This window comes from Janthinobacterium sp. HH104 (genome assembly GCF_001758715.1).
Taxonomy (GTDB): Bacteria; Pseudomonadota; Gammaproteobacteria; order Burkholderiales; family Burkholderiaceae_D; genus Janthinobacterium; species Janthinobacterium aestuarii.
The window spans coordinates 87,884-106,283 of record NZ_LRIB01000035.1; the positions used below are offsets into that span (position 1 = coordinate 87,884).

The following is an 18,400-nucleotide window of genomic DNA, read 5'->3' on the forward strand; positions in this document are numbered from 1 at the left end:
CGGGCTGATGACGAACTGATGACGGGAAGATGACAGCAGAAACAAAAGCGCCACCTCAAGGGCGGCGCGAAGAATATTACAATTAGTTGATGCTGGCTGCGGGTGGTATGAGCACCTCTGCCGGCGCATCCGTGACGAACAGCTGCGCGCAATCGACCTTGTCGAACTCGTAGTGCTGGCCGCAGAAATCGCAGTTCACGCCCACTTGTCCCACTTCTTCCAGGGTGCTGTTGACTTCTTCCTCGCCCAGCATCTTGAGCATATTGCCGACTTTTTCGCGCGTGCAGCTGCAATGGAAGCTCGGGTGCAGCGGGTCGAAGACGCGGATCGTTTCTTCCCAGAACAAACGCTGCATCAGGGTCTCGATGTCCGTCGACAGGATTTCCGCCTCTTTCAGGGTCGAGGCCAGCATCACGGCGCGGTTCCACGTGTCGAGCGCATCTTCTTCCGACACGGGCGTCGCTTCGGCCTTGCCGCCATGGTGGGGCAGCTTTTGCAGCAGCAGGCCGCGCGAGACGGTGTCGTCCGTGGCCAGCCACAGACGCGTGTCGAGCTGTTCCGAGCGCAACATGTAGTTTTCGATCACGGTCGCCATGTCGTCGCCGTCCAGCGGCACGATGCCCTGGTACGGTTGCTGGCCTGGCACTTTGTCGGCCGGGTCCAGGGTGATGATGAAGCGGCCCTTGCCCGTGGCGTTGAGCAATTGCGGCACGGTGGCCACGTCGGCGATGATGGCGTCCGGGTCGAGCTTGGCCGTGGCGCGCAGGCGCAGGTCGGAGTCGCACTCGACCACCATTAGGCGCACGGGACCGTCACCATGGATTTGCATGATGATGGAGCCGTTGAATTTCAGGTTGGCCGACAGCAGGGCGGCGGCAGCCACCATTTCGCCCAGCACTTTTTTCACGGCCGTCGGATAGGCGTGGCGCGACACCACTTCCTGCCAGGTGTGGGACACGTCGATGAACTGGCCGCGCACGGCGGCGTTGTCGAAAATAAATTTTTGCAGGGTATCCTGGCCGGTAGCGGCTGCGCTGACGGCGCCCGTGGTTTCAGTCGTCATTCTTTTATCCAATCTTCTTGAGTTGCGTATTAAATAGCTGGCCGCGCTGTACATAGTTCACGGCGTTGCCTTGTAACCTGGTGATATCGTCTGCCATCAGGGCCCGCACGGCTTTCGCCGGTGAGCCGAGGATCAGCATATTGTCGGGAAATTCCTTGCCTTCCGTGACCAGCGCGCCCGCGCCGACCAGGCAGTTCTTGCCGATCTTCGCGCCATTCAGGATCACGGCCTGGATGCCGATCAGGGCGCCATCGCCGATCGTGCAGCCATGCAACATTGCCTGGTGGCCGATGGTCACGTTCTGGCCGATGTCGAGCGGGTAGCCCGGGTCCGTGTGCAGCACGGCGCCTTCCTGCACGTTGCTGTTGACGCCCACGGTGATGCGTTCGTTGTCGCCGCGAATCGTGGCGCCAAACCATACGGACGTATTCGCTTCCAGGGTCACTTTGCCGATCACGTTGGCCGTGTCGGCAACAAAAGCGGAAGCATCAATCTGCGGCGCATCGGCGCCCAATTGGTAGAGTGTCATCGTTAGCCTGTGGCGGTGGTGGAAGCGCCGGGCGCGGCCGGACGCGGAAGTTTTGCGCTATTTTACGCTGTTGCAGGGCAAGTCCGAGCGCCGACCGCCAATCCGGTATAATTATCGAACGGTCGTACTTTTATGTCCGCACTATCTACAGACACAGCATGTGGCGCCATTCGCGCCACTTTCAAGGCAGGCATGCGATGAAACCCCTGAAACTTTCCCGTTCCGAATTCATCAACATCCGCGGCGCCCGCACGCACGTGCGCCACTGGGGCCGCGAAGGGGCGCCCATCCTGTTCATGGTGCACGGCTGGATGGACGTGGCCGCCTCGTTCCAGTTCGTCGTCGACGAGCTGGCCGGCGACTGGCACGTGATCGCGCCCGACTGGCGCGGCTTTGGCCTGAGCGACTACACGCAATCGGACACCTACTGGTTCCCCGACTACCTGGCCGACCTGGACGCCATGCTGCTGCATTACTCGCCGGACGCACCCGTCAATCTGCTGGGCCACAGCATGGGCGCCAACGTGGCCGGCCTGTACGCAGGCGTGCGGCCCGAGCGCATCAGCCGCTTCATCAACCTGGAAGGCTTCGGCATGATGGCAACAAAACCGGAGCAGGCGCCGGGCCGCTACGCCAAGTGGCTCGATGAATTGCGCGAGCCGCCCGCCATGCGCAGCTATCCCACGCAAAAGGCCGTGGCCGAACGCCTGCAAAAGACCAACCCGCGCCTGCCGGACGAGCGCGCGGCGTTTCTGGCCGAGCACTGGTCGGCGCAGAACGAGGCGGGCGAGTGGGACATCATGGGCGACCCGCAGCACAAGCGGGTCAATCCCATCCTGTACCAGGTGGAGGAAGTGATGGCGTGCTGGCGCCGCATCACGGCGCCCGTGCTGTGGGTGGAGGCCGATGACACGAATATGTGGCAATGGATGGGGCCCAAGGAACAGGCACGCATCGAGATCGACCGGCGCTTGGCCTGCATCAAGGATGTGCGCTGCGAGATGATGCGCGATGCGGGCCACATGCTGCATCATGACCAGCCGGCGGCACTGGCGCGGCTCGTGGAAGCCTTTTTGGCCTGATGTGTGACGGGAACGCCGCAGCGCGATTTGACAAGCAGCGTACAATGAAAACTTCTTCCATGCTGAGCCCGTGCAGGGTATTGTTTTCACATGCTTAAAGTCGACCTGCATTGTCATTCGAATATCTCCGACGGCGTGCTCGCGCCCGCCGCCGTGGCTGCGTACGCACGCAAGGCCGGCGTCGATGTGTGGGCGCTGACGGACCACGATGAGGTGTCCGGTGTTGCCGCCGCGCGCGCGGCCGCGCTGGACCTGGGCATGCGTTTCGTGGCCGGCGTGGAAATTTCCATCACGTGGGCCGGCGAAACCGTGCACATTGTTGGCTTGCAAGTCGATGAAAACAATCCCGGTCTCGTGCAGGGCTTGCACCAGACGCGCTCTGGGCGCGACGCGCGCGGCCGCGAGATCGCCCGCCAGCTGGACCTGGCCGGTATTCCCGACGCCTATGAAGGGGCCTTGAAATTCGTCGGCAACCCGGACCTGATGTCACGCACGCACTTTGCCCGCTACATCGTGGAAATGGGGAAGTGCGCGAACATTCCCGACGTGTTCAAGAAATACCTGTCGGAAGGCAAGCCCGGTTATGTCGAGCACCGCTGGGCCACCCTGGCCGAAGCGGTGGGCTGGATACGCGGCGCGGGCGGCGTGGCCGTCATCGCCCATCCGGGCCGCTACCGCTTCAGCGACATGGCGCAAGGCGTGCTGTTCGATGAATTCAAGCAACTCGGCGGCGTGGCCATCGAAGTCGTCACGGGCAGCCATAGCCCGGACCAGTATCCCGAATACGCGCAGCTGGCCAACGCCTACGGCTTCCTCGCTTCGCGCGGCACGGATTTCCATGCGCCGGGCGAATCGCGCGTGGATTTTGCCAAGTTGCCGCCTTTACCTGCCAACGTGACCCCGATCTGGCACGACTGGTTCTAGGGCGCGGCTGGCCTGCGCGGGCTTGAAAAGTCGCGACTGCACACTTATCTTTTAGCTATTCTGTTTTCCGGAGCCAACGCCCATGAAACGTATCGTCCTTTTTATTGCAACCAATCTGGCCGTGATGCTGGTGCTGTCGCTCGTGCTCAGTTTGCTGGGCGTGGGCAATCCGGCGCGTGGCAGTACCTTGAACCTGGGTAGCCTGCTGGTGTTTTCGCTGGTGGTGGGCTTCACGGGATCGATCTTTTCCCTGTTGATCAGCAAACCGATGGCCAAGTGGAGCACGGGCGCGCGCGTGATCGACAACCCGACGTCGTCGACGGAATTGTGGCTGGTCAATACCGTGCGCGCGCTGTCCGAGCGGGCCGGCATCGGCATGCCGGAGGTGGCCGTGTACGAAGGCGACGCGAATGCGTTCGCCACGGGCGCTTTTAAAAATTCGGCGCTGGTGGCTGTCTCGACCGGCTTGTTGCAAAGCATGAACCGCGATGAAGTCGAAGCCGTGCTGGGCCACGAGATCGCCCACGTCGCGAATGGCGACATGGTGACCTTGACCCTGATCCAGGGTGTGGTGAATACCTTTGTCGTCTTCATGGCGCGCGTCGTGGGTTTCTTTGTCGACAATGTGCTGCTGAAAAATAACAACCGCGAAGGCGGCGGACGGGGCATCGGCTATTTCGTCACCGTGATGGTGTGCGAAGTGATCTTCGGCTTGCTCGCTTCCATCATCGTTGCCTGGTTCTCCCGCCAGCGCGAATTCCGCGCCGATGCCGGTTCGGCCAAGCTGCTGGGCAGCCCCACGCCGATGATGCATGCGCTGGCCCGCCTGGGCGGCGTGCCGCCGGGCGAGCTGCCGCAATCGATGCAGGCGCTGGGCATCAGCGGCGGCAATGGCGGTTGGGGCGCGCTGTTCGCCACCCATCCGCCGATCGAACAACGCATCGCCGCGCTGCGCGGCGTACAATAATGCTAACTTAACAAGCTGGTTCGCCAGAACGCTTACACATGAGTCAATTTTTCCAGATTCACCCCGACAATCCGCAATTGCGCCTGATCAAGCAGGCTGCGCAGATCATCCAGTCCGGCGGCGTCGTGGCCCTGCCTACGGATTCCTGCTATGCGCTCGTATGCCAGCTTGACGACAAGGGCGCCGTCGAGCGCCTGCGCCGCATCCGTGGCGTGGATGAAAAGCACCATCTCACCTTGCTGTGCCGCGACTTGAGCGAGCTGGGCGTGTACGCCCGCGTGGACAACCGCCAGTTCCGCCTGCTCAAGGCGGCCACGCCGGGCGCCTATACCTTCATCCTGGAAGCGACGAAGGAAGTGCCGCGCCGCCTCAGCCACCCGTCGCGCAAAACCATCGGCCTGCGCGTGCCGCAGCACCGCATCGTGCAATGTCTGCTGGAAGAGCTGGGCCAGCCCCTGCTGGGCGCGACATTGACTCTGCCCGGCGATGAAGAGAGCCTGACCGATGCCGACACCATCCGCGAACGCCTGGAAAAACTGGTCGACCTGATCATTGATGGCGGCGTCTGTGCGCATGGCCCCAGCACCGTGATCGACCTGACGGGACCGGAGGCGGAAGTGGTGCGCGTGGGCCGCGGCGACCCGGCCGTGCTGGGTTTGTAGAGGGGCAGGGCGCACCTGTTGCCGCGCCGGTCTTCACCTGTTCTTAATGACAACGTAAGAAAGAGGCTGTGGCGCCTCTGGTAGAATCGCGGTCATGAGCGATTTCAATACGATAGTCCAGACCATTGCGGTGTACCTGGTACCGGTGCTGTTTGCCATTTCCCTGCATGAGGCGGCGCATGGCTACGTTGCCCGCTATTTCGGCGACCCCACGGCTTCGAACGAGGGCAGGCTGAGCCTCAATCCCATCCGGCACATCGATCCTTTCGGCACGATCTTGCTGCCCTTGATGCTGTATTTCGCAATCCAGGTACCGTTCGGCTATGCCAAGCCGGTGCCCGTCGATTTCAGCCGCCTGCGCAATCCGAAGAAGCAGATGGCCTGGGTGGCGTTTGCCGGGCCTGGCGCCAATTTCGTCATGGGCCTGGGCTGGATGATCGCCTTTGTCGTGCTCAGCGTTATGCCGCCGACGGAAATGGGCATGTTTTTCCGCAAGATGGCGGGCGCCGGCGTCAGCGTGAATGCGGCCATGTTCGTCTTTAACCTGATTCCCGTGCCACCGCTCGATGGCGGACGCATCATGACAGGCTTGCTGCCGATGCAGCTGGCGCGCCCTTACGCCAGCATCGAGCGCTACAGCCTGTATGTGTTCGGTGCCCTGGTGCTGCTGATGTATACGGGCGTACTGAACCGCGCCTTGCTGGCGGCAATCGAATTTGTCATAGGCATTTTTGTCACCATGGTCACGCCCCTGACGGCCCTGTTGACGTGATACAAGCAACCGGATGGTCGCAAATAATTGATGGAAGTACCGATGCAAGCAATTGAACCAACAGTAGAAACCGAAGCGATTTCCGGCTGGCTGCGCCGCTGGGCGCCGCTGATCCCGGGCGGTGAAGTGCTGGACCTGGCCTGCGGCGCAGGCCGCCATGCGCGCCACCTGGTGAGCCTGGGCCACCCCGTGATCGCACTCGACCATGACCCGGAAATGCTGGAAAAAGCGGCCGGCACGGGCATCACCACCTCGCTGGTGGATCTGGAAGCGCCGGGCGCCGTATGGCCCTTCGCGCCCGGCCGCTTTGCCGGCATCGTCGTCACCAATTATCTGCACCGGCCGCTGCTGGACGCTATGGTTGCCAGCCTGGCACCCGATGGCGTGCTGCTGTATGAAACGTTTGCCGAGGGCAATGAGCAGTTCGGCAAGCCATCGAATCCGAAATTTTTGCTGAAGGAAGGCGAAATGCTGGCCTGGGCGGTGCAGCAGGGATTGCGTGTGGTAGCGTATGAGGATGGGCGCGTGGAACAGCCAAAAGCTGCTCTGGTGCAACGAATTTGTACCGTCCGGCCGGATTTTCCACGGTTGGCAGCGCTGCTGCCGACGTTTTGAGCGGCCATACTATGTCAGAATGCACCACAGGCGCGGGCTATCCGCTACAATCGTTGTTTTATTTATCGGCGCTATAAACTTACTATGATCAAGGGCAGCATTGTAGCAATCGTCACCCCGATGCACGCAGACGGCAGTCTGGACTTTCCAGGTCTGCGCAAGCTGATCGACTGGCATATCGCCGAGGGTACGGACGGCATCGTCATCGTTGGCACAACGGGCGAATCGGCAACAGTCAGCGTGGAAGAACACTGCGAACTGATCCAGTTGACCGTCGAACATGCCAAGGGACGCATTCCTATCATCGCCGGCGCCGGAGGCAACTCCACGGCCGAGGCCATCAAACTGACGCGCTACGCGAAAGAAGCGGGCGCCGATGCTGTCTTGCAAGTGGTGCCGTATTACAACCGTCCTACCCAGGAAGGCATGTACCAGCACTTCAAGGCCATCGCCGAAGCCGTCGACATCCCCGTCATCCTGTACAACGTACCGGGCCGTACGGTTGCCGACATGAGCAACGAGACCATCGTGCGCCTGTCCGCCATCCCGAATATCGTCGGCGTGAAAGATGCGACCGGCAATATCGGCCGTGGCATCGACCTGCTGCGTTTGGTTCCAGCGGACTTCGCCGTGTACTCGGGCGACGATCCGACCGCTATGGCGCTGATGTTCTGCGGCGGCCACGGCAATATCTCCGTGACGGCCAACGTCGCGCCGCGCGCCATGCACGAACTGTGCGCCGCGGCCATGGCGGGCGAGCGCGCCACGGCAATCGCCATCAATAACAAGGTTTTCCCTCTGCACCAGAAGCTGTTTGTCGAGCCCAACCCGGTGCCCGTCAAATGGGCGATGGCCGAAATGGGCCTGATGCCTGCCGGCATACGCTTGCCACTGGTGCCGCTGGCTGAAAACTGCCATGCGACCGTGCGCGATGCCTTGCGCGACGCCGGCATCCTGTCTTAAGACCGAACTTCAAGCCCGGACTTGACCAGTCCGGACCTTCCCTGATTCCAGCTGCTACTTAGCTTCTTATCCAGTTACGACATGACTAATTGCAAGAAAAACCAATCGGCGCCTGCCACCATCGCCGTCCGCGGCATCGTCATCGGCGCCATCGCAGCCAGCCTCGCGGGCTGCGGCATGATCAGTTCGGTAGTCGGCGGCGACAAGGTCGACTACAAGTCGGTCAAGAAAGCCGGCACCCTGGACGTGCCGCCTGACCTGACGCAATTGCAGCAGGACAACCGCTACTCGCTGCCGGATGCGAAAAACGGCGTGGCCACGGCTTCCGGCTACAACGCGCAGCGCAACGCCACGGCCGGTACGCCAGTCGTCGTGGGCGCCGACGGCGTGGTCGGTGTCGTGCCGGTCACGGCAGGCGGCGTGAAGGTCGAGCGCGCGGGCAACCAGCGCTGGCTGGTCGTCAAGCAGTCGCCTGAAGTGCTGTGGCCGCAACTGAAGCAGTTCTGGGAAGATTCGGGCTTTACCATTGCCGTCGACCAGCCGACGGCTGGCATCATGGAAACCGAGTGGAATGAAAACCGCGCCAAGGTGCCGCAAGACTTTATCCGCAGCACCATCGGCAAGGCCTTCGATTCGCTGTACTCGACCGGTGAAAAAGACAAGTTCCGTACCCGCGTGGAGCGCCTGGCCGATGGCTCGACCGAGATCTACGTCAGCCACCGTGGCGTGGAAGAGGTTGTCACGGGCCGCGACAAGGAAACCACCACCTGGACCGCTCGCCCGAACGATCCGGGCCTGGAAGCGCAATTCCTGGCCAAGCTGATGACGCGCCTGGGCGCGGCCAGCGACGATGCGCAAGCGAAGACGGCTGTCGATGCCGCCATCGTGCAGCCGCAGCACGCCAAGCTGGTCGGCGACGCCGCCACGCCGGCGCGCGCAATCGAAGTCGATGAAGGTTTCGACCGCGCCTGGCGCCGTGTCGGCCTGGCGCTGGACCGCGTTGGCTTCACCGTGGAAGACCGCGACCGCACGCAAGGCACGTATTTCGTGCGTTACGTCGATCCGGACGCGGTCAAGAAAGACGGTTTCTTCTCGAAACTGTTCAGCTGGGGTTCGTCGTCCGACAAGGACAAGGAAGCGCAGCGCTACCGCGTCCTCGTCAAGGCCGGCACGGGCTCGACCAGCCTGGTCAGCATCCTCAGCAACGAAGGCCAGCCAGATACCTCGCCAGTGGCAGAGAAGATCCTGGGCCTGCTGAACGATCAGTTGAAATAAGGTTCACTGAGTGGCGGCGATCAAAAGCTGCCACGCATCATAAAAAAGGCTGGCCCGGTGCAAACCGGGACAGCCTTTTTATTTTGGGTACGCAATAGATGCTTGCGACGCCCAGCAAAACCGTAGCGAGCGCCAGTGATTTGTGGCTAAGAAGCGCAGCCGTACTTTAGTACGGTGAGCATCGCAGGCCGCAAAGCGCGGCGCGCAGTAGGTTTGGTTGGGTGTTTACCCAACAAAAAAGCCGGCCCTAAGGCCGGCTTTCTCTAGTGCAGGGTGCTAAATTACTTAGCAGCCGATGCAGCAGCCGAAGCAGCCGAAGCAGCGTCGGTAGCGGCCGAAGCGGCAGCCGAAGCAGCAGCAGCAGCGTCGGTAGCGGCCGAAGCAGCAGCGTCAGCAGCAGCAGCTGGAGCAGCTTCAACTGCTGGTGCTGGTGCTGGGGTTTCAACTACTGGTGCTGGTGCAGGAGCTTCTTCTTTTTTGCTGCAAGCAGCCAGAGCAACAACCATCAGGGAGGCGATCAGCAGGGATTTTTTCATTTGTTTTCCTTAATTATTTCAAAAAATAAATCAACATTGTTGCGATGAATAATTACCGGTAATTATCGCTCGTTAGGTCGTCTTCGAAGGCTTTTCGTACCAGGTGGTGCCTGCCAGACAACGGAAACTTCCTAACCGAATATTATAGCGATTTTTGGTGCGTCGCAATAGGAGCAAGAGGCAAATTCGCAACTATTTTGTGATATCGCAATATTTGCCGAAGCAAATTGCAAGCAAGTGTAAGTGTTTTGCGAAAGCGCGACAAAACGATATAAAAATAATATCTTTCTTTGCGGTGGCGCAGAAGATGTTATTTTGCTTACTGTAATACCACTTTGCTACGCTGCACCCATTCAAGCCAGTTCGATCCAGCCATCCTGATACCAGGTATATAAGGCATCCATCACGTCATCGGAAGCCAGGGCCACGGCGGCGCCATCGAGGGCGCGTTCGTTGGCCAGGGTTTCCAGGGCCGCTTTGTCGGCCTTGCCAATGGCAAACGATTCGCCATTGATGAAGACATTCTTGCCACGATACAGCATCAGCGTCTTGCGCGACAACACGACACCTTTTTTCTGTGCGGCGTCCGCGAAGCGGCCCACCGTCAGCGGCTTGGACAGCGGCGTGAAAAACACATTGTGCTTCGGTTCCGACAGGTGTTCGCCGAGGAAAATGGTGACGTCTTCTTCCGTGAAGCGCACCTTGTTCAGTTCTTCCGCGATGGTGCTGAGCATTTCACGGGGGATTTCGGCCGGCTTGCCCGACGCTTTCAGGTCCGGATCGCTGTAAATGCCCGGCAAGTCGATCGAGTCGGCCATGAATTGCAGGAAAGCTTCGCCCAGTTCCTGGAACGAAGGCGAGCGGAAGCCGATCGAATACGTCTGGCAGTCACCGATGGCCACGCCGTCGTGCGCATAGTGGGGCGGCAAATACAGCATGTCGCCCGGTTCCAGGGTAAATTCTTCGTCGGGCGTGAAATTGCTGAGGATTTTCAGCGGCAAGCCGTCGATCAGGCTCAGGTCTTTCTGCGCGCCGATGCGCCAGTGGCGCTTGCCCTGGCCTTGCAGCAGGAACACGTCATAGGAATCGAAATGCGGGCCCACGCCGCCGCCATCGGTGGCAAAGCTGACCATCAGGTCGTCCAGGCGCGCGTCCGGCAGGAAACGGAACTGGCGCAGCAGGGCGTCGGCCTTGGCGCTGTGCAGGTTGGCGCCCTGCACCAGCAGAGTCCATTCCTTCTGTTTCAGCGAAGGCAGGCTGGTCAGCGGACCTTGCTGCATGTTCCAGTGGCCATCCGCATGGCTGACCAGGCGCGATTCAACGTGATCGAGGGTAGCCAGCTCGGCCAGGGCCTTGAAATCGAACAGCGCCTTGAAGCCCGGTACGGCTTGACGGATCAACAGGGGCTTTTTATGCCAGTAGTCGCGCAGGAATTGCGCCGGCGTGATATCGCCGAGGAGAGTTAATGTTTTCATGCGCCCATTATAACAACCGGAAATGCAGGAATGCGCCTGCCGTTGGCGGCGTGAAGGTATAATTTGCCAGCTTATACAATGAAAGGAAGCATAATGAAGATTGCCAAAAATACGGTCGTGACTGTCAACTACAAACTGTCAGACGCGCAAGACAATCTGATCGAAGACGGCCGTCAGCCGATGGTCTACCTGCACGGTGATTATGAAAACACCCTGCCGAAGATCGAAGAAGAGCTCGACGGCAAGGAAGTCGGCTATTCCAACACGATCCAGATCGAACCGGATGATGCTTTCGGTGAATACGATCCCGCCCTGGTCAAGGTCGAGCCGCGCAATCGCCTGCCTGAGCCGCTGGAAGTGGGCATGCAGTTCGAAGGCATGCCGGAAAGCGATTCGCCGGACGAAGAAGCGATGATCTTCACGGTCACCGATATCGCCGACGACAAAGTCGTGCTGGATGGTAACCATCCTCTGGCCGGCATCGCGCTGCGCTTCTCGCTGACCGTCGCTGACGTGCGCGCCGCCACCGACGAAGAAATCGCCCATGGCCACGTGCATGGCGCACACGGCCATGACCATGGTGATGATGAAGAAGAGGGTGACGAAGGCGATCACTTCCGTTCGCATCCGATTCACTAATATCGCTTGTTCCAGGCCGGCTACATGCCGGCCTGTTTGCTGATGCGCTAGCGGCGTACAGTCGACGCCTTGGCGCGCGCTTGCGCCGATGGCCTGACGGCACGTTGACGCACCTCAAAGAATGGCGTCTTGCCTGGCCGTACGGCGATGGCGGACCAGTCGTTGTCGATGCTGACGTGGCCCAGGTTGCCTTTCCAGCTGATTTTCGGCCCGCCTGCCTTGGCCGCGGCCTTTTTACTCTTCCCTTCCTTGCCGTCCGCGTCGCCATCGCGCTGCGTATCGACCAGCAACACTTTGCCGCTGAACTTCTTCGCCAGGGTACGGACCTGCTTGCGCGGTCCGGCAAAGCCGTCCTGTTTTGAGCTGAAGCTGGGCAGCAGCGAATTGTCGTCTTCATCGAGCACACCCATGTCGCCATCGGAAAACAGCACGATGCCGTCGAGTTTCTTGCGCTGCGCCATGGCGAACAGGCGCTGCAGCCAGGAACGGTTGGCGACCAGACGGTCTTCGAATTCGCTGTTGCGTCCCGCTTCCGGCAGGAAATGGTTGTTATTCGCGGGCAGGTTGATGGTGGCAAACAGCACGCCGCCATATTCCCAGTGGGCGTTTTCCGCATAGCTGCGGAACTTCGCCGTCGATGACAGCCGCGACAGGGCCAACTTGCGCTGGCCCAGGCTCTGGTCGTCGGCAAAATACAAGTCGCGCAAACGGTTCAGGCGTTCGATGGCGTTGACTTTGCCGCGCGAGTTGCGGCAGTTGGCCCAATCGCTGGCCGACAGCGAGACGATCAGCGGCGGGCCGCTGGCGTCGAGCAAGTCCTTGCGCTGGCTGTACAGCTTGTCGCTGCACGATTCGCTGGCCGCCTTGATGCCGGTGGCCACGACGAAAGATGCATTGAAGGCGCTCGTGTCGGCGATGGCTTTTTTCAGGGGGCCATCGTCCGGTCCGGCGTTGAAGGAATGGCCCAGCACGGCAAATTCGAAGCCGGCCTGGTCGCTCTGGGCGGCCAGCGCCGCTTGCCATGGCAGGCTGGCAGCCAGCAAGCCGGCGGCCAGCAGGTGGATCGTGCCGCGCCGGAGGGTCATGCGGCGGCCAGCCGTTTCAACTGATACAGTTGCTCGAGCGCATCGCGTGGCGTGAGCGCATCGGGATCGAGGTCGGCGATGGCGTCGAGCAAGGCTTGCTGCGCCGCGTTCAGCGCGGCCAGCGGCGCCGCCGCGTCCTCTTCTTCCTCTTGCGCATACGGATCGGCTGCGGGCCCGGCGAACAGGTCGCGCTGCGGCGTGGCGTCGAGCGCTTGCGCTTCCAGGCGTGCCAGGTGTTTGCGCGCGGCCTTGATCACGGGCTGCGGCACGCCGGCCAGTTGCGCCACCTGCAAGCCGTAGCTTTGCGAGGCAGGGCCCGGCTGCACGGCGTGCAGGAAGACGATGCTGTCCTTGTGTTCAACGGCCGACAGATGCACGTTGGCAGCGCTCGGGTGGCTGTCCGGCAATTGCGTCAGCTCAAAGTAATGCGTGGCGAACAGGGTGAAGCTGCGGCTCGTATCGATCAGATGGCGCGCGATGGCCCATGCCAGCGCCAGGCCGTCGAAAGTCGAGGTGCCGCGGCCGACTTCATCCATCAGCACCAGCGAGTGCTCGGTGGCGCCGTTCAAAATCGCTGCCGATTCCGTCATTTCCACCATGAAGGTCGAGCGTCCGCCCGCCAGGTCGTCGGTGGCGCCGATACGCGTGAAGATGCGGTCGATGGGGCCGATGGTGGCGGAAGCGGCCGGCACGTAGCTGCCCACGTAGGCCAGCAGGGTGATCAGGGCCACCTGGCGCATGAAGGTCGATTTACCGCCCATGTTCGGACCGGTAATCAAGAGCAGGCGGCGTTCGTTGACGAAGCGGCAGTCGTTGGCGATGAAGCGCTCAATCTGCTTTTCCACCACGGGGTGGCGGCCTTCGACGATGTTGATGCACGGCTCGTCGACCAGTTGCGGCGCAGCCCAGTTGTGCTGCTGCGCATGTTCCGTCAACGCGTTCAAGGTGTCGAGCTGGGCCAGGCCCTGCGAGATCGTCTGCAAGGTGCCGATGTGCGGCGCCAGGTCGGCCAGCAGCAGGTCGTACAGCATCTTTTCGCGCACGAGGGCCTTGTCTTGCGCCGACAGGGCCTTGTCTTCGAATACCTTCAATTCCGGCGTGATATAGCGTTCGGCGTTTTTCAGGGTCTGGCGGCGGCGGTAGTCGTCCGGCACCTTGTCTGTCTGGCCGTGCGTGACTTCAATATAGAAGCCGTGCACCTTGTTGTATTCCACGCGCAGATTGGCGATGCCCGTGCGCGCCCGTTCGCGCGTTTCCAGGTCAAGCAGGAACTGCCCCGCGTTTTCCGACAGCGCGCGCAATTCGTCGAGTTCGGCATCGAAACCGGTGGCAAACACGCCGCCGTCGCGCACCATCGCGGCCGGTTCCTGCGCCACGGCGCGCACCAGCAAGTCCAGGCAGGCAACAGGCGTGGCCAAGGCCGTGTGGATGGCGGCCAGCAAGCCGGTTTCGCCGCCCTGGCCAGGGCCATAGCAACGCACGACGTCGCCGCGCAGGGCCGGCAGTTGCAGCAGGCCGTCGCGCAGGGCGGCCAGGTCGCGCGGACGCGCCGACAGCAGCGCGATGCGCGTGGTGATGCGTTCGATATCGGGCACTTGCGCCAGGGTGGCTGCGAGCGGACCGGCCGCTTCGCTTTGCGCCAGTGCGGCGATCGCCTCATGGCGCGCGCGCGCCACCTTCTGGTCGCGCCGCGCATGGTGCAGCCAGTGGCGCAGCATGCGCGAACCCATGGCGGTGCGGCAATGATCGAGCAGGGAGAACAAGGTCGGCGATTCCTGGCCGCGGATGGTTTCCGTCAATTCGAGGTTGCGGCGCGTGGCCGCATCCAGGCCGATGAATTCACTTTCCGTTTCCGTCGTCAGCGAACGCACGTGCTGCAGACCGCGTCCCTGCGTCGATTGCGCATAGCGCAGCAGCGCACCGGCCGCACCGAACGCGGCACCGAGGCCATCGGCGCCAAAGCCCGTCAAGGTCGCCACGCCCAACTGGTCGAGCAGGGCCTTGTGGCCGCCCACCACGTCGAAATGCCAGTCCGGCACCCGGTTGATGTGCGTGCCCGCGTAATCGTCGAACAGGTTGCCATTGTCGCCGCTCAGGATCTCTGCCGGCACGATGCGTTCCAGTTCCTGCTGCAAGCGCACGGCCACGGTGCTGCTGTCGCCGGAAAACTCCATCAGTTTCAAGGCACCGCTGGCCAGCGACAGCCAGGCCAGGCCCGTGGTCACCGTCTTGCGCTGTGTGATGCTGCACATGGCCAGCAGCGGGCGCTCGGCCTTCTCCGGCAGCAAGTCCGCATCCGTCAAGGTGCCGGGCGTGACGACGCGCATGACCTTGCGTTCGACGGGTCCCTTGCTGGTAGCCGGGTCGCCGATCTGTTCGCAAATGGCCACCGACTCGCCCAGCTTGACCAGCTTGGCCAGATAGCCGTCCAGCGAATGAAAGGGCACGCCGCACATCTTGATCGGATTGCCGCTGGCCACACCGCGCGCCGTCAGGGTAATGCCCAGCAGGCGCGATGCTTTTTCCGCATCCTCGAAAAACAGCTCGTAGAAATCGCCCATGCGGTAGAAGACCAACATCGTCGGATGGTTCTCCTTGATGCCTAAATATTGCTGCATCATGGGAGTGAGCTTTTCAGCCGAATTTTTCTTTGCCGCGGCGGCGTTGATTTCTTTTGGGACGGTGGTCATGTGTTCTTTGTCGTTGGTCCGGCAGCAGGGAAAGGCATGCCTGCCGGGCTGTGTGTGGTGCTGTGTGCATTCAAGGCCGCGCCATGTGGCGGAGCTTGGGTTCAAGGCCGTCATTTTACCGCTTTCGGCGGGCAGGGCGGCGTATTGCGTGCGGATGGAAAAAAGCCACGTCGATGGAATTGACGTGGCTTGGCGCATTTCGCCCGCTGGCGAGGCGCAGTGGATGGCATCGGCAGGCCAGGACGTGCAGTGATGGTTACTTTTGCATTGCATTGCCGATATAGTCGGCAATACCACTCTCTACATGGTAGTGCTGCCACCCACCGAGCTTTCCGGGTCGAAGGAAAAGACGCGTAGTTCCGGTTGAACGTCTTCGCCGCGCATGATGCGTACCGTCATGACGAAGGACAATTCCCAGCGTCCAGAGGTATGACCTACGTCCAAATTGTGTTTCCATTCCTGACGGATGCGGTGCAGTGGCATCTGGTCTGGCTCACCCAGCAGTTGCTGGATTTCGAAGTCCAGAGGCAAATGATAGGTTGCACCTACTGCCTGGAGGAATGGTGATGGCGGTGAATAAATGGTCGGCACTTTCGGGCCGATTTGTGTCAGTTGCGGCACGGTGACGATGCAGCAGTCGATGATCTGGAATGAGGTGAAGCCGCTATCCTTGGAGCCGCAGCAAGTAACGTCGAGATAGACATGCTGACCTTTCTGGAAGTGCACGCCGCCCATGTAGGGGCCATGGCGAGGATCGGCTGTGCCGTCGCAGGAGGTGAAATTGTAGTCAAGCTGATTGGTAATCTGGTCTGCATCAAAATGCACGGATAACTTCATCCAAGGGCTTACAGGCGTCATTTTTTACTGTCTCTTTCCAGGTTGATGAGAAGTTGTTGGTAGCGGGCATCTCGCCGCAGGTTCAACAGATCGGGGGCTGATTCGATCAGATTGAGAGGGTAGCCAAGCTTGCTGGCTTGTAAAAGTGAAGCCAATGCGTCACTGCGATTGCCAATTAGTTCGTGCGTGAGGGCGGCACGGAATTGCACGTCGGCCGCTCGCGGTGCCAGATTCAGCGCTTGTCGCATGCTAGCCAGCGCTGCCTGTTTTTCTCCTACATAAGCCAAATAGAGTGCCATGCGGGAATTGACGGTGCCATCGTTTGGCATGCGTTGAAGTATTGGCCGCAGCAGGGTAATAGCGCGTAGATAGGACTGTTTTGATGCCTGAATCTGCGCTGGTATCCAACGCTGTGCATCAGCTAGGTTAGCCCACAACATATACATGTTGGGACTACCCTTGGTTTCAGAGACGGCATTTTCAAACGCTTGTACTGCGCCAAGATAGTCCCCCTTCGCAAACAGTGATGTGCCGAGGTTCGTATACAGTTCCCAATACGGGCTGATCTGCAACCCTTGCTGCAGTACTTGCAGTGCTTCGTCGTTGCGATTTTGTCGTAACAGCGCGGCGTTCAAGTAGGCGTAAGTGCCGGGTGATTGCGGATCCATACTTATGCTTTTGCGGAATGCTTTTTCAGCACCAATGTAGTCGCCTTGCTTGTAACGCATGATTCCAAGTTGGGCGACAAATACATGCTCACTTGGATAAGTGGCGATGGCTTGATCTAATATTTTTTTCGCCGAATCGAACTGATGACCAACTATAAATAGGCGGGCCTTGCCATACAAGGCTAGCAAATTATTCGGTTCCAAGTTCAGCGCAGTATTGATTGCGTGCTGTGCTTCGTCACGCTTTCCGTGTAGCTCATGTACTGCTGCCTGTGCTACATGGGCGAGGGCCAATTGGTCGTCTGCCACTAGTGCCTGTCGTGCGCTGACATCGGCCCGTTGCAGCCAGGTGTCATCGCGGCCATCACTGATATAGCGGAGGCTTGCTGCCAGCGACAGGCCTGCCGCTGCAGCCGCATTATGAGGATTGTGTTGCAGCACTGTCGAGAAGTGCGCAAAGGCCTGCTTCTGGCTGCTATCGCGGTCAAACGTACGTAAGGCATCCATGCCAGCCTTCATGGACGCAATTTCCGAGTACGCCGGCGCGCCTGTAGTGCCGCGCAACCTAGCCACCAAATCGGGCCCTTGCAAGACACTCAAGCCTAGTAATAAGAAGGCTCCTGCCGCCAGCATGGTACGCTTGACGGGCACCTGCAGCCGGATAGCGATCGAAGCCGGCGGCTTGGCAGGCTGAGCGGGTTTGCTGTCGGCGTCGAGGGCGGTCGCTGTTGCCGCAGATATTTGCTGCCCACCTAGCGCCTCGCGCACAGCGCGCATGGTGCGTGGCCGTTCGGCCGGGTCGTGCGCCGTCATCGCGCGCACGAGGGCGTTGATGGCGGGCGGGACGGAGTCGGGCAGGTCGGGCCACGGTTCCGTCGCCTGCATGTGGGCGGCGGCCAGGGCCAGGCCGTTCAGGTGGGCGAAGTGGCGCTGGCCGGCCAGCATTTCGTACAGCATGGCGCCCAGCGCGTAGACGTCGCCGCGCGTGTCGGGCAGCCGGCCCATCAGGCGCTCGGGCGCCATGTAGGCGATGGTGCCTTGCAGGTCGCACAGAGTGGTCGTTTGCGTGGCTTGCGGGTCGATGTGGCGGGCCAGGCCGAAATCGAGGATGCGCACGTGACCGTCCGCTTCCAGCATCAGGTTCGACGGTTTCAGGTCGCCGTGGACGAGATCCATGGCGTGCGCCTCGTCCATCGCGTCGGCGATCTGGTAGGCGACGTCGAGCGCCGTTTGCAGGTCCGCCTTGCCGCTGTGCATGAACTGTCCCAGGGTCTGGCCTTCGACCAGTTCCATGATGATGGACTGGCCCGTGCCCTGGCCCTCGATGGCGAAGATGCGCACGAAGGCCGCATGCTTGAGCGAAGCGGCCAGGCGCGCTTCATTGATCAGTTTTTCCGGATGCAGCACGTCGGCTTGCGGTTTCAGGCGTTTCAGCGCCACGCTACGGCACAGCTTGGCATCCCAAGCTTCGAATACATGGCCGAAACCGCCTTCGCCCAGCAAGCGGCGCACTTCATAGTGCCCGCTGATCGTGTCGTCTTGCAGAGGGGGCTGACGCAGGGAGTCGAGCAGTTCCATATACCTTGGCTTCAGAGTGCATCAACGTGGGCGTCAAGCA

General features: G+C 60.9%; 18 protein-coding genes. 10 read left to right on the forward strand and 8 right to left on the reverse strand.

What is annotated here, in order from left to right:
- Window positions 1-82: 82 nt before the first annotated feature.
- Together hslO and JAB6_RS15320 are read right to left on the reverse strand one after the other, a co-directional pair.
- Complete coding sequence (hslO, locus tag JAB6_RS15315; RefSeq protein ID WP_070303508.1) at window positions 83-1,063, reverse strand: Hsp33 family molecular chaperone HslO; 981 nt, start codon at window positions 1,061-1,063, stop codon at window positions 83-85.
- 4 nt (window positions 1,064-1,067) lie between these two features.
- The gene (locus tag JAB6_RS15320) at window positions 1,068-1,592 is read right to left on the reverse strand and encodes a gamma carbonic anhydrase family protein (RefSeq protein WP_070303509.1); all 525 of its coding nucleotides are present in this window, start codon (window positions 1,590-1,592) and stop codon (window positions 1,068-1,070) included.
- A 197-nt stretch (window positions 1,593-1,789) separates the two neighbouring features.
- On the opposite strand from JAB6_RS15320, the gene JAB6_RS15325 reads away from it, so the two are divergent.
- The 8 genes from JAB6_RS15325 to bamC all read left to right on the forward strand — a co-directional run bounded on the left by JAB6_RS15325 (window position 1,790) and on the right by bamC (window position 8,852).
- The gene (locus tag JAB6_RS15325) at window positions 1,790-2,674 is read left to right on the forward strand and encodes an alpha/beta fold hydrolase (RefSeq protein WP_070303510.1); all 885 of its coding nucleotides are present in this window, start codon (window positions 1,790-1,792) and stop codon (window positions 2,672-2,674) included.
- 90 nt (window positions 2,675-2,764) lie between these two features.
- Entirely contained in the window at window positions 2,765-3,598 is an 834-nt protein-coding gene (locus JAB6_RS15330; protein ID WP_034750693.1) for a 3',5'-nucleoside bisphosphate phosphatase, read from the forward strand.
- 82 nt (window positions 3,599-3,680) lie between these two features.
- Complete coding sequence (gene htpX / locus JAB6_RS15335; protein WP_070303511.1) at window positions 3,681-4,565, forward strand: protease HtpX; 885 nt, start codon at window positions 3,681-3,683, stop codon at window positions 4,563-4,565.
- Window positions 4,566-4,603: 38 nt separating this feature from the next.
- Entirely contained in the window at window positions 4,604-5,227 is a 624-nt protein-coding gene (locus JAB6_RS15340; RefSeq protein WP_070303512.1) for an L-threonylcarbamoyladenylate synthase, read from the forward strand.
- Window positions 5,228-5,321: 94 nt separating this feature from the next.
- Entirely contained in the window at window positions 5,322-5,999 is a 678-nt protein-coding gene (locus JAB6_RS15345) for a site-2 protease family protein (protein WP_034750684.1), read from the forward strand.
- A 42-nt stretch (window positions 6,000-6,041) separates the two neighbouring features.
- On the forward strand, window positions 6,042-6,614 hold the full coding sequence (locus JAB6_RS15350) for a bifunctional 2-polyprenyl-6-hydroxyphenol methylase/3-demethylubiquinol 3-O-methyltransferase UbiG (protein WP_070303513.1): 573 nt from the start codon (window positions 6,042-6,044) through the stop codon (window positions 6,612-6,614).
- Window positions 6,615-6,698: 84 nt separating this feature from the next.
- On the forward strand, window positions 6,699-7,577 hold the full coding sequence (gene dapA, locus JAB6_RS15355) for a 4-hydroxy-tetrahydrodipicolinate synthase (protein WP_070303514.1): 879 nt from the start codon (window positions 6,699-6,701) through the stop codon (window positions 7,575-7,577).
- An 81-nt stretch (window positions 7,578-7,658) separates the two neighbouring features.
- On the forward strand, window positions 7,659-8,852 hold the full coding sequence (bamC, locus tag JAB6_RS15360) for an outer membrane protein assembly factor BamC (protein WP_034750677.1): 1,194 nt from the start codon (window positions 7,659-7,661) through the stop codon (window positions 8,850-8,852).
- A gap of 281 nt (window positions 8,853-9,133) precedes the next feature.
- Here bamC and JAB6_RS28490 read toward each other — a convergent pair whose 3' ends face one another.
- Both JAB6_RS28490 and JAB6_RS15365 read right to left on the reverse strand, forming a co-directional pair.
- On the reverse strand, window positions 9,134-9,388 hold the full coding sequence (locus JAB6_RS28490) for a hypothetical protein (RefSeq protein WP_034783358.1): 255 nt from the start codon (window positions 9,386-9,388) through the stop codon (window positions 9,134-9,136).
- Between the two features lie 353 nt (window positions 9,389-9,741).
- Complete coding sequence (locus JAB6_RS15365) at window positions 9,742-10,863, reverse strand: cupin domain-containing protein (protein ID WP_034750674.1); 1,122 nt, start codon at window positions 10,861-10,863, stop codon at window positions 9,742-9,744.
- Window positions 10,864-10,956: 93 nt separating this feature from the next.
- Between JAB6_RS15365 and JAB6_RS15370 the strand changes: the two genes are divergently transcribed.
- Window positions 10,957-11,502 carry a peptidylprolyl isomerase gene (locus JAB6_RS15370; protein ID WP_070303515.1) on the forward strand — a complete coding sequence of 182 codons (546 nt, stop codon included), beginning with the start codon at window positions 10,957-10,959 and terminating at the stop codon, window positions 11,500-11,502.
- Window positions 11,503-11,549: 47 nt separating this feature from the next.
- On the opposite strand, the gene JAB6_RS15375 is transcribed toward JAB6_RS15370, so the two are convergent.
- Both JAB6_RS15375 and mutS read right to left on the reverse strand, forming a co-directional pair.
- Window positions 11,550-12,587: a hypothetical protein gene (locus JAB6_RS15375; RefSeq protein WP_070303516.1), complete on the reverse strand. Its 1,038-nt coding sequence runs from the start codon at window positions 12,585-12,587 to the stop codon at window positions 11,550-11,552.
- The gene (gene mutS, locus JAB6_RS15380) at window positions 12,584-15,277 is read right to left on the reverse strand and encodes a DNA mismatch repair protein MutS (protein ID WP_070303517.1); all 2,694 of its coding nucleotides are present in this window, start codon (window positions 15,275-15,277) and stop codon (window positions 12,584-12,586) included. The genes JAB6_RS15375 and mutS overlap by 4 nt, the downstream gene beginning before the upstream one ends.
- Here mutS and JAB6_RS29350 point away from each other — a divergent pair.
- Complete coding sequence (locus tag JAB6_RS29350; RefSeq protein ID WP_175444549.1) at window positions 15,183-15,530, forward strand: hypothetical protein; 348 nt, start codon at window positions 15,183-15,185, stop codon at window positions 15,528-15,530. The genes mutS and JAB6_RS29350 overlap by 95 nt on opposite strands.
- A gap of 47 nt (window positions 15,531-15,577) precedes the next feature.
- On the opposite strand, the gene JAB6_RS15385 is transcribed toward JAB6_RS29350, so the two are convergent.
- Both JAB6_RS15385 and JAB6_RS15390 read right to left on the reverse strand, forming a co-directional pair.
- A complete protein-coding gene (locus JAB6_RS15385) occupies window positions 15,578-16,135 on the reverse strand; it encodes a hypothetical protein (protein ID WP_139143402.1) in 558 nt (185 codons plus the stop codon).
- Window positions 16,132-18,360, reverse strand: coding sequence for a serine/threonine-protein kinase (locus tag JAB6_RS15390; protein ID WP_070303519.1), 2,229 nt, complete (start codon window positions 18,358-18,360; stop codon window positions 16,132-16,134). The genes JAB6_RS15385 and JAB6_RS15390 overlap by 4 nt, the downstream gene beginning before the upstream one ends.
- Window positions 18,361-18,400 lie beyond the last annotated feature (40 nt).

Excerpts from the sequence above, each read along its gene's own strand:
- hslO (WP_070303508.1), bottom strand. The coding sequence starts at position 1,063 with ATGACGACTGAAACCACGGGCGCCGTCAGCGCAGCCGCTACCGGCCAG.
- JAB6_RS15320 (WP_070303509.1), bottom strand. The coding sequence starts at position 1,592 with ATGACACTCTACCAATTGGGCGCCGATGCGCCGCAGATTGATGCTTCC.
- JAB6_RS15325 (WP_070303510.1), top strand. The coding sequence starts at position 1,790 with ATGAAACCCCTGAAACTTTCCCGTTCCGAATTCATCAACATCCGCGGC.
- JAB6_RS15330 (WP_034750693.1), top strand. The coding sequence starts at position 2,765 with ATGCTTAAAGTCGACCTGCATTGTCATTCGAATATCTCCGACGGCGTG.
- htpX (WP_070303511.1), top strand. The coding sequence starts at position 3,681 with ATGAAACGTATCGTCCTTTTTATTGCAACCAATCTGGCCGTGATGCTG.
- JAB6_RS15340 (WP_070303512.1), top strand. The coding sequence starts at position 4,604 with ATGAGTCAATTTTTCCAGATTCACCCCGACAATCCGCAATTGCGCCTG.
- JAB6_RS15345 (WP_034750684.1), top strand. The coding sequence starts at position 5,322 with ATGAGCGATTTCAATACGATAGTCCAGACCATTGCGGTGTACCTGGTA.
- JAB6_RS15350 (WP_070303513.1), top strand. The coding sequence starts at position 6,042 with ATGCAAGCAATTGAACCAACAGTAGAAACCGAAGCGATTTCCGGCTGG.
- dapA (WP_070303514.1), top strand. The coding sequence starts at position 6,699 with ATGATCAAGGGCAGCATTGTAGCAATCGTCACCCCGATGCACGCAGAC.
- bamC (WP_034750677.1), top strand. The coding sequence starts at position 7,659 with ATGACTAATTGCAAGAAAAACCAATCGGCGCCTGCCACCATCGCCGTC.
- JAB6_RS28490 (WP_034783358.1), bottom strand. The coding sequence starts at position 9,388 with ATGAAAAAATCCCTGCTGATCGCCTCCCTGATGGTTGTTGCTCTGGCT.
- JAB6_RS15365 (WP_034750674.1), bottom strand. The coding sequence starts at position 10,863 with ATGAAAACATTAACTCTCCTCGGCGATATCACGCCGGCGCAATTCCTG.
- JAB6_RS15370 (WP_070303515.1), top strand. The coding sequence starts at position 10,957 with ATGAAGATTGCCAAAAATACGGTCGTGACTGTCAACTACAAACTGTCA.
- JAB6_RS15375 (WP_070303516.1), bottom strand. The coding sequence starts at position 12,587 with ATGACCCTCCGGCGCGGCACGATCCACCTGCTGGCCGCCGGCTTGCTG.
- mutS (WP_070303517.1), bottom strand. The coding sequence starts at position 15,277 with ATGACCACCGTCCCAAAAGAAATCAACGCCGCCGCGGCAAAGAAAAAT.
- JAB6_RS15385 (WP_139143402.1), bottom strand. The coding sequence starts at position 16,135 with ATGACGCCTGTAAGCCCTTGGATGAAGTTATCCGTGCATTTTGATGCA.
- JAB6_RS15390 (WP_070303519.1), bottom strand. The coding sequence starts at position 18,360 with ATGGAACTGCTCGACTCCCTGCGTCAGCCCCCTCTGCAAGACGACACG.